The sequence below is a fragment of the Adhaeribacter rhizoryzae genome (assembly GCF_008629685.1).
GTDB classification, from domain to species: domain Bacteria; phylum Bacteroidota; class Bacteroidia; order Cytophagales; family Hymenobacteraceae; genus Adhaeribacter; species Adhaeribacter rhizoryzae.
Genome location: NZ_VWSF01000014.1, coordinates 13568 through 29767 on the forward strand (window position 1 = coordinate 13568; position 16200 = coordinate 29767).

The 16200-nt window shown below is 46.6% G+C and carries 10 protein-coding genes; all 10 read right to left on the reverse strand.

The genetic code is table 11. The annotated features are described in order from the left end of the window. Positions 1 to 66 precede the first annotated feature (66 nt). The 10 genes from F0145_RS16765 to F0145_RS16810 all read right to left on the reverse strand — a co-directional run bounded on the left by F0145_RS16765 (position 67) and on the right by F0145_RS16810 (position 16177). Entirely contained in the window at positions 67 to 768 is a 702-nt protein-coding gene (locus F0145_RS16765) for a 3-keto-disaccharide hydrolase (RefSeq protein WP_150090023.1), read from the reverse strand. 226 nt (positions 769 to 994) lie between these two features. Next, positions 995 to 1243 carry a hypothetical protein gene (locus F0145_RS16770; RefSeq protein ID WP_150090025.1) on the reverse strand — a complete coding sequence of 83 codons (249 nt, stop codon included), beginning with the start codon at positions 1241 to 1243 and terminating at the stop codon, positions 995 to 997. A 67-nt stretch (positions 1244 to 1310) separates the two neighbouring features. Then, positions 1311 to 2126: a formylglycine-generating enzyme family protein gene (locus F0145_RS16775; protein ID WP_150090027.1), complete on the reverse strand. Its 816-nt coding sequence runs from the start codon at positions 2124 to 2126 to the stop codon at positions 1311 to 1313. Between the two features lie 313 nt (positions 2127 to 2439). After that, positions 2440 to 4752 carry a DUF7133 domain-containing protein gene (locus tag F0145_RS16780; RefSeq protein WP_150090029.1) on the reverse strand — a complete coding sequence of 771 codons (2313 nt, stop codon included), beginning with the start codon at positions 4750 to 4752 and terminating at the stop codon, positions 2440 to 2442. Positions 4753 to 4872: 120 nt separating this feature from the next. Next, positions 4873 to 7200: a beta-glucosidase BglX gene (bglX, locus tag F0145_RS16785; protein WP_190277578.1), complete on the reverse strand. Its 2328-nt coding sequence runs from the start codon at positions 7198 to 7200 to the stop codon at positions 4873 to 4875. A 278-nt stretch (positions 7201 to 7478) separates the two neighbouring features. Next, the gene (locus F0145_RS16790; protein WP_150090031.1) at positions 7479 to 8852 is read right to left on the reverse strand and encodes a glucoamylase family protein; all 1374 of its coding nucleotides are present in this window, start codon (positions 8850 to 8852) and stop codon (positions 7479 to 7481) included. Positions 8853 to 8897: 45 nt separating this feature from the next. Continuing rightward, entirely contained in the window at positions 8898 to 10595 is a 1698-nt protein-coding gene (locus F0145_RS16795) for a glucoamylase family protein (protein WP_150090033.1), read from the reverse strand. 80 nt (positions 10596 to 10675) lie between these two features. Next, on the reverse strand, positions 10676 to 11566 hold the full coding sequence (locus F0145_RS16800) for a LamG-like jellyroll fold domain-containing protein (protein WP_150090035.1): 891 nt from the start codon (positions 11564 to 11566) through the stop codon (positions 10676 to 10678). A 25-nt stretch (positions 11567 to 11591) separates the two neighbouring features. Next, on the reverse strand, positions 11592 to 13139 hold the full coding sequence (locus F0145_RS16805) for a RagB/SusD family nutrient uptake outer membrane protein (RefSeq protein ID WP_150090037.1): 1548 nt from the start codon (positions 13137 to 13139) through the stop codon (positions 11592 to 11594). A 20-nt stretch (positions 13140 to 13159) separates the two neighbouring features. Beyond that, positions 13160 to 16177 (reverse strand): SusC/RagA family TonB-linked outer membrane protein, encoded by a 3018-nt coding sequence (locus tag F0145_RS16810; RefSeq protein ID WP_223816121.1) that lies wholly within the window; start codon positions 16175 to 16177, stop codon positions 13160 to 13162. Positions 16178 to 16200 lie beyond the last annotated feature (23 nt).

Here is a 16200-nt window from a genome sequence, read left to right on the forward strand (position 1 = left end):
TAATACCAATGCTTCGAGTTGTTCCGCAACCACCAAGCAGCAGTAATATTCTGTACCAGCAATAATTTATTCTTTCAGGTCGGCAGGCAATTCTTTAACCGCAATATTCCGGAAGCGATGCACCGCACCAGGGGCCCAGGAATCCAGAATATTCCAGCTTACTTCGGCCGGCGAGAACAAAGTTGTCCAGTGCGATTGTAAGCCAATCATGCCGGTAGTGGCCCCGGCGGTAAAGTCGTTTTTGGGTTGGGTCACGTCCCACATCTGCACGCCATTAATCCAGAGTGTAATATGCGGAACCTCCCCTACCATTCTTATCCTGAAGGAATTCCAATCGTTGGGCCGCCATACTTTTGCCCGATCGGTGGCGCGCATAGGTTTACTTACCGGCATGCGTTCGCCCAATAAATTACCCGTACTGTTGGCGGCATCGTCTAACTCAATCTGGTAAGCAATGCCGCTTTCGGAGGAACGAATAAAAATACCGCCGTTCGTAAAAGAATCAATTTTGGCTTCGAGGTACAATTCGAAATTCTTGTATTTTTTATCCGACAACAACACGCCACCCTGGCCGAACGGCTGCTGCGTCAGGACAATGGCGCCATCTTTTACCTGTACGCTGGGCGTGGTGCCCTGATGCGTGGTGCGGCTGATGTGCCAGCCTTTTAAATTTTTGCCGTTAAATATTCGTTTATAGCCGGCCGGAATCTGGGCTACCGTGCAGTTGGTTAGCAGCAAAAGTATAAGTAGGTTCAGGAGTAGTTTCAAAGGCCTTCAAGTAATAAGTTAAAAGTTTTAAGTAATAAGTTGCTCACTTTTTCATTCGTGTCAGTTTCTGGCTGGTAAATATTCAAAGAGGAAGTCTCCGACTTCCGGAAGTTGAAAACTTCCTGTAATCTATAGACACAAGTTACGCTTCGCTAAACTTGCGCCAGGGTAAGTGTTTAGGCAAAGTGATTCTAAAAATATTAACAGGTATGATTAAAAAAACATCCTATTTCACAGTTAAATACATTTTGTCCAAGGAGGTTAATTGTTCTATAGCTCTTTTTAATTCAATTTTCTTCTTAATTATTAGAAAAAATTTTTTAATTGGATTTCTTTCATTCTTTATTACAACTTGGTACTTCAAATTAATTTTATCTCTAATAATGCCAACTTTTTGCTGATACTCCGGGGTTGTCTTAACTATCTCTCGACTATTAAAAATAACTTTACTAGTTTGATTATTTAGAGTCTTCATAGGTTTTTGTTAAATACTAACAATATAGACACCTTCATTAAAATTAAGCCAATCTATTAACTAACTGCTACTTCACTTCCATTACCAACCGGAAACCAATATCGTAGCCATTACCGGGTCCGGCAGCGTGGGTCATGTAGGTGGCATTTTTGGAGTCGCCGGTAAAAGAAGCGCCTTTTAGTACGTGTTGTTTGCCGGAGCGCGGGGGAACCGGGTCGGGGAATATTTTTTCGTTGTAGTAATCCTGCACCCATTCCCATACGTTGCCCAGCATGTCGTATAGGCCCCAGGCGTTGGGTTGCTTTTGGCCGATAGTACTGGTAGTAGTACCGCCCAGCACAGCCATGGCGCGGGCATCCGGCCAAGGGATATCGCCTTCAGCTCCGGCCCGGGCGGCATACTCCCACTCAAATTCGGTAGGTAGCCGGTAGCGGTGCGCTGGGTCAAGTTTATTTAATTTTTGAATAAATTTCTGGGTGTCCTGCCAGGTAATATTTTCTACGGGGTGTTTGCCGGCATCATCCACCACCTTATCGCCTTTAAAGAAGGACGGATTATTGCCCATTACTTTTTGCCATTGCGCCTGCGTTACTTCAAATTTACCAATGTAATAAGGCTTATCTAACGTAACAGTAAAACCTGGTTGAGCTGCCTGCCGGGCCATTTCGTCGGCTTTCACGTACGTCGATTCGGGTAAGGTTCTCCGGTTAGCGGGTTTGTTTTTGAGCCGACTTACCGCCGGTTCAAATTTACCTACTACCATGCTGCCTGGCTGAATCAAAACAAATTCTATCCCGACGGAATTGGTAAAGGTTGGTGCCTGCGCCTGTAAACTGGCACCTGTAAATACCCAAAAGAGCAGCACTAATATTCTTTTATGCATGATTTTAAACCAATTCAAGGCTAATTATCTTCATTACCAGATTTCCAGGATAGATATATATTAACTGATGTTACGCAAAATTAAACTGTATACTTTCCACTTGTCTTTGATGCCCATTTATGTCATTCAGGAGGAAACTATTTGGCTGTCTGCTACATAGTTTCCTCCTGAATGACAGAAACTTGTTACTTAAACTTCCATTTATTTGGCTTTTGTGTAACATCAGTTATTTAGTAAATCAATTCCATCCTAATCTTAGGATGGAAACTTTCGGCTAATGCTGGGGGAATAATTATCTGTTTATTGGCTACTTTTATTCTACGAAGTTGCGTTTGGTATTGCGGTAACCTTTGTGTACTTCCAGTTTCTGCATAGTTTCGCCACCAGGGGTAAGTTGTTTAATGCTCGCCCGTACTTTCTTCACTTCTTCCGGGGTAATAACCGAGGCATTATTGCCGAGTTCGCTGCTGTTGCGCACGTAACTCAGTACCGAAGCAATCCACTCGTCGCTTTGGCCGGCCATTGAAGGCATTATATCCGGATAAGTTTTCCCGTCGATGGGCCCTTTTAAGCCGTGCAGCATTATTTCGATGGGCACGATTTTATCGGGATCACTCAAGCGGGGCGATTTATACAAAGGTGGCGCCATCATGGGAGCACCGGCAATAATACGACCCTTACCATCAGAGCCGTGGCAGTTAGAGCACAGTTGTTTAAAAATAACCGAGCCGTTAGAAACCAATTCTCTTTCTTTAGGACTAATATTTTTAACTCTTTCGCGTTCGGCAGCCAGCATTTTTAAAGTTTGCTCATGCGATTTGTAAGAGAGCTGCATTAATTCGTTGTTGGGGTTAGCGGCTAACAAACTGGTTAGCAACGCCTGGGTAGCCGGCGTTTTATGCGTCCGCAGCGATAAACTTAGTTGCACCCGCACATCCGGACTGGCATCGTTTTGCATGGCTTTAAGTTTTTCCAGCACTTCCGCATCGCTTTGTTTCAGATACATTTCACTTATCCAAACGGCAGTTTTTCTAATCTGGGGTTCCGCATCGGCCAGGGCCTGAAATAACAAAGGCTTATCCATGGCATTTAAGCCTTCTAAGGTCCAGAGGGCGTGAATGCGGGCCAGAAGGCTGGGTTTATTTTTTAACGGGCCTTTTTCGCCGCGGGCTATTTGTTTTAAAGCCGGAACTACAGATTTATCGTTACGCACTACCAGCAGCAGTTGGGCATTGTCGCGCCACCAGCCGTTGGGGTGGTCTAAGTAGGTAACCAGTTTCGCCGCCGGTTCATTCAGCATGTTGGGCCGGGTTTTATCGGGTTTAATATTTTCGTGCACCACGCGGTAAATACGGCCCATACCCCGGTTTTTATACAACTCTTTTTCTTGGATTATTTTACCTAAATAGGTACCCGGTCCGCTCCATTCGCTTTCCTGAATAATGCCGTGGTACATATCTACAATGTAAAAAGTACCATCGGGGCCGGTGTAGGTATTCATGGGCCGGAAATTAAAATCGGCAGAGGCCAGCCAGTCTTTTTTCTCGTAAACGTCTTTCAATATTATTTTCCCGTCCTGGTTGGTAACCCGGCCCCGTTTAATAATACGGCCTACCGGTTCCGGAATAAAATAATCGCCTTGCAAATCGGCGGGCAACCGGTCGCCGCGGAAAATAGATTGGCCGGCACCCGAGGTAAAACGATTCAGCGTATTATCTTCGGGACGCAAGGCATTTGGTCCACCCTGGGCATCGAGGGTACCAATAATGGGCCACGGAATCATAAACTCGGGCGCATATTGGTCTTTAAAATTTAAAGCACCGTAAGCCGGCATCTGCTGAATTTGTACGGCAGGCAAACCTGGACCGGCTTCGGAGAAAAATAAGCGGCCGTAATTATCGCTGGTAATTCCCCATTGGCCGGTCATGTTATCGATCATGGTATCGGCTACGAGTACGCCGTTCTGGTATTTGTACCGGAATTTATCGCGGGTCGGGTAAATCCAGTTATCGAGGTTCCACATCATGCCGCCGTTTTGGTGCTCTACGTTGCGCAAATCAATGGCATCGTTCTTAAACACAATTTTCTTCTGGTCAGCTTTGCCGTCGTTGTTCGTATCGCGGTAGCTATAAATGTGCTGAATATTGGTAATGGTAACTAATAATTCATCGCCAACCGGCAAAACGGTACGGGGCAATAACAGGCTATCGATAAATATAGAAGATTTATCCATTTTGCCATCGCCGTCGGTATCTTCCAGTAATTTAATGCGGCTTAGGGGTTCAAACTGGCCGGTAGCTTTGGAATCTTTCATGTAGGTATTCATTTCTACCACATACAAGCGACCGTTCGCATCCCAGGCCATGCCTACCGGTTCCTGCACCATCGGCTCGGCGGCCACCAGTTCTACGCGGTAGCCCGGCGGCAACTGAATTTTCTGCATGCTTTCTTCCGGCGAAAGCGGCGTTACCGGCGGATTTTTATCTACTACTACCCGCTCAAAAGGCTTTTCGGCAATTGTGGTTTGGGGCGGGTTACTGCAAGCGTAAATAAGCAAGGCCGTAGTTGCTACACCTAAAGCCTTACGTACATTATTTTTAGTTAAATAAGCCAATTTGTATTTCATTTGCACTTCTTTTAATATTCTGATTAATAGCTAAATAAACTACTTAATCTACTTAATAATTATATTCTCTGGGTTGCTGAACCTACGTTTAGGTTATGAAAAAATTTACTGCTATCTTTTTTAATTTTTCTGTACGCTGAAACGCATCTCCTGTACATCGCGGGAATTGGGGCCAATAAATACTTTAAAATCGCCGGGTTCCAGCACGTATTCCAATGCACTATTGTAAAATTTCAGGTCATCGGGTGTAATAGCAAACTTTACTTCCTGCGATTCGCCTTTCTTTAAACTTATTTTCCGGAAGTTTTTAAGTTCTTTCACGGGCCGGGTTACCGAGCCCACCAAATCCTGGATATAAAGTTGTACTACTTCTTCGCCATCGTAATTTCCGGTATTTTTAACGGCCACGGTTACTTCCAGCGACTCGCCGGCTTTAATGGCGGTTTTGCTTAGCTGGGGTTTGCCGTAGCCAAAAGTGGTATAACTGAGCCCAAAACCAAAAGGATAAAGCGGTTCGTTGGTAACATCGAGGTAACGCGATTTATATTTATCGAGCAGGTCGCCGCCAAACGGCCGGCCGGTGTTTTTGTGGTTGTAAAACAAAGGTACTTGCCCTACTGCCTGCGGAAATGTGGTGGTAAGTTTACCCGACGGATTATACAGCCCAAACAAGACATCGGCAATGGCATTACCGGCCTGCGTACCGGCAAACCAGGTTTCCAGAATGGCATCGGCATTTTGTTCTTCCCAAGGCAAAGCCAGCGGACGGCCATTCATTAACACCACCACTAACGGTTTACCAGTTTTTTTCAGGGCTTTTAATAATTCGAGTTGTTGCCCCGGCAAGCTAATATCGGACCGGCTGGCGGCCTCGCCACTCATACCCTGCGACTCGCCCACTACGGCCACAATTACATCGGAAGACCGGGCTACCCGCACTGCTTCCTGAATCATGGCTGCGGACGAACGATTATCTATATCCAGGTTGCCGCCGTGCGCGTTCAGCCTTTTTATCATTTGTTCATCATCGGCAATATTGGCACCCTGGGCATAATTTATTTTAACTTTATTGCCCACCACGTTACGGATGCCTTGTTCCACCGAAACGGCTTGTTTCCAGTCGCCGGCGGCACTCCAGTTACCAATTAAATCGCGTTGCCGGTTAGCCAGCGGGCCAATTAACGCAATGGAACCCGATTGTTTCAGAGGTAAGGCATTATTTTTGTTTTTGAGCAGCACCATGCTTTTGCGGGCAATATCGCGGGCGGCGGCCAGAAATTCCGGTTGCATGATAATAGCAGTGCGGCTTTCGTTGGTGTAGCGGTAAGGGTCCTGGAACAACCCTAATTTATATTTGGCTTCTAAAATCCGGCGGCACGCCTGGTTTATTTCGGCTTCCGTTACCTTATTTTCTTTCACCGACCGCCCCAAATGTTTGATAAACACTTCGCCTACCATGTCCATATCGGTGCCGGCTTTCAGGGCCAACTCCCCGGCTTCAGCTTCGCTGCCTACGCCATGCGCTACCATTTCGTTAATGGCGGTATAATCGGTTACCACTAAGCCGTTAAAACCCCATTGCTGGCGCAAAACATCGGTCAGGAGCCATTTATTACCCGTAGCGGGTATGCCGTCTACTTCGTTAAAAGAAGTCATAACGCTGCCTACTCCAGCCTCCACGGCGGCTTTGTAGGGCAGAAAATATTCATTGTACATGCGCTGCCGGCTCATATCGGTAGTGCCATAATCGCGGCCCGCTTCGGCGGCTCCGTACAAGGCAAAGTGTTTTAAGCAAGCCAATACGGTATTATTTTGGGTTAAGTCATTGCCTTGGTAACCTTTTATCATAGCTTTGGCTACCTGCGCACCGAACCAAGGATCTTCGCCGGAACCTTCGGCAATCCGGCCCCAGCGGGCATCGCGGGCAATATCTACCATCGGCGAAAATACCCAGTTCAGGCCATCGGCCGAAGCTTCTTCGGCCGCAATCCGGGCACTCTTTTCAATAGCGGTTAAATCCCAACTGGTAGACAAACCCAGCGGTATAGGAAAAATGGTGCGATGGCCGTGAATAACATCGTACCCGAACAGCAGCGGAATTTTGAGGCGGGTATTATTTACGGCAAATTCCTGGAGTTTACGGGCGGCCGTTGGCGTAAAGGTATTAAAAACGCCACCCACCTTGCCTTGCCTAATATTTTCATCTACGTTTTTGCTGACCACCGGCCCCGTTACATCAAACCCTACCGCTAACAAATTTAGCTGCCCGATTTTTTCTTCCAGGGTCATTTTCGCCAATAAATCATTTACAAAGCGGTCCATTTCCGGATCTTTAACCTGGTTTATTGCCGATGAGGCAGGAACAGCCGCTGTGTTATTAGGCTGGTTTGCCAACGGTCGGCAGCCCATGCCTAGAACTAAAAGCAGGTAAATAATTAAATTTCTCATTCCTTATTTTTTAACGGCCCTTCTCACATTTACCTAATCGTTTAATATTCATCCGTTATGCAGGTTGGTTGCCTTATAAATTAACTTAAGTCTTTATTAAAGCTTCTAAACCCGACGCAGCTTTAAAATCGGCCTTGCTTGCAAAAGGAATATTTTGGTTCCTTTAAGCTTACACCTGAAGATTACCCTGGTGTCTTAAGCTGATTTTCTTAATAATTTTAATATTTAAGGCCCAAACCCGGCTCATTCTTTAATTTTTGATCTGCGCCTTAAACCAATTATTTAATAGCCGGACTTTGGAAACCTAATTTTTTCAACCCATTTTGTACTTCGGGACAACTCATAAATAAATTCCATAACAAGCCGCTGCGCTGGTTCTCAATCATCACCACAATTGGGCCTTGGTCGATGCCTAAGTAGCGTTGCGGAAACCAGTTTTCAGTTTCGCTGTAGGCATCGTAAAAGCCGTATTTGCCCCAGACTTTATCGCCTAACTCTTCATATAAATAACGCATTACCTGCATCGATTCTTTGGGCGTATAAGGGTACGACGATAAGGCCGCCGTAGGCGTAATAACCCCTAAATCGTTGTTAGGGCTATGGCCATCGTAGCCTTTGGGCGAGTAGCTGGAAGTTAAACCCCAGGCTTTCTCGCCGTAGCCTTTGTAGTTTTTAGGATTATCGATGCAATACGCCCGGTGAATAAGGGTTTGGTTGCGGTTGTTTTCTCCGTAATCGGCGTAGCGGTCTTTCAGCCCGCGCGGGTCTAAGCCCAGGTAAGAATAATGCGCCCAGAAAAGCGGCCCTACACTACCTTTTGCCCCCTGATGATCTACCGGAATTTTAAAACCGTATTGCTCGGCGTTTGCTTTAATATCGCCGTTGCGGGCCCAACCTTGGTCGTAAACTTCGGCCGGTATGGTGTGGGTAGGCGAAGCCGCCGCCAACACGTACATTATCTGGCATTCGTTAAATCCGCGCACGGCAAAATTCATTTCCCAGTTGTATTTTGGGCTCCAGTGCCAGAACAAGGCGTTGGTGCCGTTGCGATACCAATCCCATTCTACTTCTTCCCATAATTTATTTATGCGGGCCGCCAGGGCTTTTTCTTCGGGGTTGCCGTTAGCAAAATATTGCCGTACGCATAATAAACCCTGCACCAGAAACGCCGACTCTACCAGGTCGCCGCCATCATCTTTGCGGCTGAAAGGTTTTACTTTACCGGTTTCGCCTTGTATCCAGTGCGGCCAGGCCCCATGAAAACGATCGGCTTTTTCGAGGTAGCTTACTATTTTCTGAAACCGCTGGAACCCTTCTTGCCTAGTGATAAATTTGCGTTCGATACCAACTAAGATGGCCATAACCCCAAAGCCCGAGGCGCCGGTGGTAATTACGTTCTGGTCGTTTTGCGGGTAGTCACCATCCAGGTGAATGCGTTCGCGGGCCAGACCAGAGGTAGGTTCGGCGCCATCCCAGAAATATTGAAAGGTGTTGCGCTGCACCAGCGTAAGCAGTTCATCATCGCTTAATTTCTTCGAATTTTCGGTTGCTGAAGCATTGGAATTTTCAGTTGCTGAAGTTTTGCCCGGCTTTTGGCAGCTCCAAAAACTTCCGGTTAAAAAAATTACAACTAGTAAAAGGTATTTCTTCATGTTGTTTTAGATTTTAAAATTTAAAACTACTGGGGTGTTTTACTTTTAAATATTAGGGCTGGTAAAACCAAGCTTTTGTAAGCCGTTTTTTACTTCGGGCGCGCTCATAAATAAATCCCAAAGCAAGCCGCTCCTATGGTTTTCGATCATAATAATAATTGGCCCCTGATCGATGGCCAGGAAAGAATCGGCAAACCACTTTTCCTGCAAAGAGAAAGCATCTACAAACCCGTATTCTTTCCAGATTTTATCGCCCAGTTTATAATAAAAGAAGTTAAGCGCCTGCATCGATTCTTGGGGCGTGTAAGGGAAAGAAGCAAGCGCTGCCGTGGGCGCAATATAGCTCCGGTCGTTGGTGGGCGAACTGGCGGTATAGCCGTTCTGAATATCGCTGGCCGTTAAACCCCAGCAGTTTTCGCTATACCCGTAATATTTTTTTGGATTGGCTTTGCAGTAATTATAATTGATGAGGGTGTGGTTTCGGGTTTGTACTTCGTAATTGGCGTAAGCATCGGTTAAGCCTTTTGGGTTGAGGCCTAAAAAAGAATAATGCTCGAAAAATAATGGCCCACCCAGTTCGGGGCCCAGCGGCAGGGTTAGGCCGTAATAAATATTGCCGTTGCGCAGGCTACCATTAGCCGCCCAGCCGTTGTCGTAAACACTTTTGGGTATGGTATGCGTAGGTGAGGCCGCCGCCAGCACATACGTAATCAAACTCTCGTTCCAGCCCCGGATGGGCATATTCATTTCCCATTTATAATCGGGGCTCCAGTGCCAGTACAGGGTATTGCTGTTGTCTTTCCGAAACCAGTCCCATTCTACTTCCTGGTAAATTGTATTTATATCTTTCCGGAGCGTTGTTTCAGCAGCACTGTTGGTGTTAAAATATTGCCGGGCCGTTAAAAGCCCTTGTATTAAAAAAGAAGTTTCAACCAGATCGGCTCCGTTATCTTTGGCGCTAAAAGCAATTGCCTTGCCTGTATTACCATCGAGCCAGTGCGGGTAAGCCCCGTGAAAACGCTCGGCTTTATTTTTTAAAAAGTCAACGATTACCTGCAGCCGGGCCAACCCCTCGGCCCGGGTAATAAAGCCGCGGTGTACCCCGGTAATTAAAGCCATAATGCCAAAACCAGAGCCGCCGCTTGTAACCGTATTGCCCGAGGTATTCCGCTCGCGCGCTAAACCACTAACCGGATGCCCGAAATCGTAGAAATATTTAAAGGTTTGGCGCTGTACCAAGGTCAGGAGTTCGTCGTCGGTTAACCGGGGGAATTTATCGGTACTATCCAGGCCGGTGCTTAGCGCTATGGTTACGGGATTAATAAGACGGCCGCTGCTAACGGTGCGCAACGAATTATCTACCGTTAAAATATAATCTGAAAAGGCGCTTAAACTGTTTTGTGGGGTAACGATTAAGGTTTGATCGTTATTTTGTAAATTAAAAGTTAGTGGCAGCGGCGCACCCGAAGGCGTACTTAGTTTCACGCCTGTGGCAAGCGTGGTACTGTTAACAGCTTCGGTAAAGCTGAATTGAATAGTTGGTTTGGTATTGAGGCCGGTATATTTTAAAGTACCGTTATAAACCCCGTTAACAGTAAACGAGAGCGAGGTATCGGCCGGCGTATTTTCTTTTTCTTTTTTACATCCCGCCCACAACAGCAAACAGCTTAAATAAAACAAGTATAACGTTACATTACAGCGTTTTGCCAGCCATTTGCCATTGGTATGTTTAACATATATCATTGCATGCGGGGTATCTGAACTTAATAAAAGCTACCTGTAGTTGCGGCATTACGCACAAGTACAGGTAGCTGCATTGGTCTTTATTTATTCGCTTTTCCTAAATTGTATAAGCTGCGAATATGGGCATCGGGTAAAGGAATGTCATAAACCCGTATTTCGTCTATCCGGCCGGTCATGGGCGCAAAATTGGCATCGGTATTTACTTCTTTGCCTGGTATGCTGTTATAATTGGCGCCAATAATTACTTCGCTTGGTTCATAAGCCTTAAATAAATTATTGCCTACACCCCGGTTGGGGAAACCACCTACTTTTACGCCATCGGCCCAAATATTAAAAACACCGGAGTTGCCATCGTAGGTAATTACAATGTGGGTCCATTTATCGGCCCCAATTTTAGGCGATAAATTATTATTAAGGTTATCCTGCGTGCCGCCGCCCACGGTGTTAAAAATAGGCTGAATGCGCAGAATATCGGTATTAGAAGCGGGGTTAGCATTGGTGTTTAAAGCCAGGTTAATATTGCCGTTGAACATACCCGGCCGGGCCAACTGAAAAGTCATGGTTCTTTTAGAGCCGTTATTCAGAATTTGTACCCAGTGGCTGATGGTAAAACTTTTTAATTTATCGGTTTTAAAGTTTTCGAACTGTTTGGCATAATACAGCCAGCCGGCATTCAGGTTTAACGCTTTGCCTCTAACGCCACCGGCTACAAACGAATCGTTTGCTGTAGAAGTAGGTGCCGTATTGCTAATGGTTTCGTTTTTGGTATCGTCGAAAGACCAGTAGGCAATCAGGTTATCCGGGTAAATTTCTTCGGAGCTGGTGTAGCCATCAATTTTACCTTCGTAATCTGCCGGACTTACATCGTCCAGTTTATTCGGGTTGCCATCGTACTCGCAGGACACCAGCATGGTTGCTGCCAGGGCCATGCCCAGGCAGCAACCTTTTGTATATAAATAAGAGAATTTCATCTTCTTCTGTAGGTAATATTTAAGATTAATAACCAGGGTTTTGCGTTAATACGCCTTTACTTAAATCAATCTGCGTTTGCGGAATGGGCAATAAAATATCCCGGGCATCATTGAAATTAGTTTTACCGGCGGCGCGTAGCGTTTCACCCGCAATACCCCAACGCACCAAATCAAAAAAGCGGTCGTGCTCCATGCCTAACTCTACCCGTCTTTCGTGGCGGATAGCGGCGCGTAATTCGTCTTGGTTGGTAGTGGTAACCGGCAGTAGAATAGCATTATTGCCGGCGCGGGCTCTGGCGCGCACCATTTCTAATTTTTCTAAGGCTTCGGTCGTATTGCCCGTTTCGTTGGCAGCTTCGGCGTACATCAGCAACACATCGGCGTAACGTAATACCCTAACATTAAACCAGTGGCCAAACCGATTATTAACCGCTGCTCTGCGGGAAGGATTGGTATAAACTTTTTGGTTGTAGCGGGGGTTGGGTAAGCCCAGTGGGGTTTTTTCGCCGTAAATAGTTAAACCTTCGGTGGGGCTGCTGGTGGTGCTGGTATATAAAATGGTACGGTTTTTACGCGGGTCGCCTGCTTCGTACTCAGCTTCCAGATTAGTGCTTGGTGTGTTCCAGCCCCAGCCTAAATCCCAGGTTCCGGTTCCTCTTACCCCTTGAACCTGGGCGTATTGCACCCCATTGGCATCCGGGAAAGCCGGACTACTGGTTGCCTGCACTTCAAACACTGATTCGCTGCTGTTTTCGCCTTCTTCCCGGAACAACCGGTCGTAAGAAGGAAACAGGCTATACTGGCCGGAAGTAATAACCGCATTAGCGGCCGTCATGGCCGGTGCCCATTTGCGTTGGGTTAAATAAACTTTAGCCAGTAAGCCACTAGCAGCACCCTTGGTAGCCCGGCCCACAAAAGTAGGCGACCAGCTCATAGGTAAATTGGCAGCGGCAAACTGCAAATCACTTTCGATTAAAGCATAAACTTGTTCGGGGGTGCTCTGCGGCACATTGGCTTGCGCTGCCGGGTCTTCAAATACCTTATCTATGAGTGGTACCCGGCCATATACCCGCACCAGCATAAAATAAGCGTAAGCCCGGAGAAATTTAGCTTCGGCTTCAGACTGTACTTTTACTTCGGGCGTAGCTACAATTTCATCGTTGTTGGCCACCTGATCTAAAGCAATATTGGCTTTGTTTACCAGGTTAAAATAGCCCGACCACATGGCATTGGCAAAACCGTTGTTTACCGCTACCGGAAAATTATCCATGTCAATGGCATTAGCGCCACCGTCGGCCGGGGTACTACCTTTATCGGCATCGTCGCTCCGGATACTGGTAATAGCAATAAACGATTGACTGTGCACATTAAAATCGCGCAGGCTGGAGTAAGCGCCAAACAAATATTGATCGTAAGGTCCGGACCCACCCGGATACGGATAATTATCCTGGGTATACTGGCCTTGCGGGGCGCGGTCTAAAAAGTCTTTGTCGCACGACGCCAGCGTAGAAGCAACCGCCAGCAATAATACGGCAATGCTGTTAGGTCGTGGAACTTTGTTAAATAATTTCATATATAATTATCTAAGAAATTTTAAAATGATGCATTAATACCAAAAGAATAAATAGTAGGTACCGGGAAAGATCCATTATCGGCGCCGCTGGCAATTGGATCGGCCAAAGAAGCCTCCGGCGAATAACCTGAAGTCCGGCTGAAAGTAGCTATGTTCTGGCCGCTGATAGATAAGCGCAATTGCTTTATACCGGCTTTGTTCATGCGCTCAGACTGGAAAGTATAACCTAACTGCACGGTACGGAAACGGAAATAATCGCCGGGCTCCAGAAAATAACTGCTGAACAAGTAATTATTAGCGCGGGTATTATCCAGAATAGGCTCAATATTGCTGGTACCGGGTCCGCTCCAGGCGTATAAGCGGTTGGTTTCGTAGTTTAATGTGGCAAAGGTAGCGGTGCGGCGTTGGGTATATACCTTGTTACCGGCTACACCCTGAATTTCTACGAGGGCATCAAAACCTTTGTAACCCGCCGAAAAAGTACTGCCATAGTTCCAGGTCGGGAAAGGCGTTCCTAAGTAAGTACGGTCGGCCGGGGTTATTACGCCATCGCCGTTTTTATCAGCGTAAGCAATATCGCCGGGCAGCGAGTTAGTAAAGCTAGGCTGATTGTCTAAAGCGGCGGTAGACTGGTAAACACCCACTTGCTCGTAGCCATAGAAAAACCCGATAGAACGTCCGGTTCTGGTAACATTGACCCCACCGTTACCTAAAATTTCGAATTCCAGGTTTGGCCCGATAGATTCTACTTTGTTTTTGTTGTAACTAAAATTAGGCGCAATGCTGTACGTAAAAGCATCTCCTATCTGGTCGTTCCAGCCCATAGAAACCTCGATACCTTGGTTGCTAATATTACCCAGGTTGGTACGGTAGGTATAATTACCCGCAGTACCCGGCAAGGTTAAAGAAGTAAGAATATCTTTGGTGGTACGGTCGTAGAAGGTAACTTCGGCATTAAACCGGTTATCTAAAGCGCGCAAATCCAAGCCCACATCTATCCCGCGCACAACTTCCCAGTGCAAGTTAGGGTCGGGTACATACGCCGGCGAAACCGAGGTATTTACATTATCGCCAAACACGGCCCTATCGGAAGTAACCAGCCCTGGTAAATACAGGTTAGCCGGCAACCCTAAACCACTACCTACCGTACCCCAGGCTGCCCGCAGTTTTAAGAAGTCGAAAGGATTAATGTTCTGGAAGAAGCCTTCGTCGCTTACTACCCAACCTAAACCAACACTACCAAAATTACCCCAGCGGTTGCTCGGTGAAAACTTAGAACTGCCATCGCGCCGGAAAGTAGCGTTTACTAAATATTTGCCGGCGAAAGAATAATTAATCCGGCCTAAAAAAGACATATAAGATTCTTCGCCGCCGCTGCCGCTGTTAGACAAAGGCATGGAAGCATCGGCTACATTCAGGTACCAGAAATTAGGATCGCGCGGAATATTTAAAGTAGTATCGCGCCGCATGCCCGAAAGCGCCGTACTGCCGTTGAACAAGGTGGTAAAACCTACCAGGGCCGTTACGCTGTGCTTTTCCTTAAAGGTTTTGTTGTACGTTAAGGTATGGTCCTGCTGATATTTCCGGAATTGCTGCTGCGTTTGGGAAACGCTGGTCCGGACAAGTGCGTCGTAAGTAGTATCGGTAGCGGCTGTACCTTCGCCCAGGTTTACAAACCGGTTGGCCAGGGGGCTATAACTACGCAAATTATTAAAACCTAAGTCGGTATATACCGATGAACGCACTGTAAAATCTTTTAAGAATTTAACTTCGGCAAATAAACTACCAACCACCCGGTAACCTTGGTCAACCGCATTGCCGGTATTCCGGTTTAAGCTGGCAATAGGGTTACCTACCTGCGCCCGCTGGAAAGAAGGCATGCTGTAATACAAGTTTTCGCCGGCCTGCACCGGTACAATAGGCGCTGCCCATAAAGCATTGGTGATGCCCACTCCTGCTCCTTGCTGCCGCCAGTGGAAACCGGTAAGATCGCCGCCTATTTTAATATTTTGGTTAATTCGGATTTCCTCATTAACGCGGGCAACAAACTTTTTGTAGTTATTGTATTTTACAACACCTTCCTGCTCGTTATAACCTAAGTTTATCAGGGTCGAGCTTTTTTCGCCGCTGTTAGAAATACTTAGGCTATTGTTCGTAATTAAGGCATCCCGGAATATTAAATCCTGCCAGTTGGTGTTGCCGGTGTAATTGGTGTAATCGAAAGGCGCTGCATTCAGGTTAGTTAACTGGGCGTTGTATAACCTTCTGAAGCCCGCAGCATCTGCCACATCAATTTTTTTGCTAACGCGTTGTACCCCAACAGAACTCTGGAAATTAATCCGGGTTTCGCCTTTGGCCGCGCGTCTGGTAGTTACAATTATTACCCCGTTACCACCCTGCAAGCCAAAAATAGCAATTGAGGATGGGTCGCGGAGCACTTCCATACTTTCAATATCTGCCGGGTTCAGGTAATCGATGTTGGTCTGAAAAACACCGTCTACTACGTACAGCGGGTTGGTATTGCTGGTACTGTTTACCCCCCGGATACGTACGGTTGGGCTGGCACCGGCCTGGCCGCTGTTAACCACCGTTAAACCAGCTACTTTACCTTGCAAAGAAGATAAAGGGTTAACGTTGGGCTGCCGGGCAATTGATTCGCCTTCTACCGAAGTAATAGAACCGGTAAGATCTCTTTTACGCTGCACGCCGTAACCTACTACCACTACCTCTTCCAGGGCTTTGGCATCGGTAGCCAGCGCAACGTTTATGGTAGTGCGATTATTAATGGCTATTTCCTGGTCTATGAATCCCAGGAAAGAAAATACCAGCGTGCCGTTAGCCGGCGCCGATACGGTATAAGTTCCTGAAACATCAGCAACGCCACCAGAAGTGGTACCTTTTACTTGTACAGTTGCACCCGGCAGGGGATCGCCGGTGCCCGCATCTGTAACTTTGCCGGTTACGGTAATATTTTCCTGAGCATAGAGCAGGTTAACCGTAAACAAACAAAACAACAACAGTAGGACTCTTTTCATCATATAGAATTTGGGTAGTTAACAAT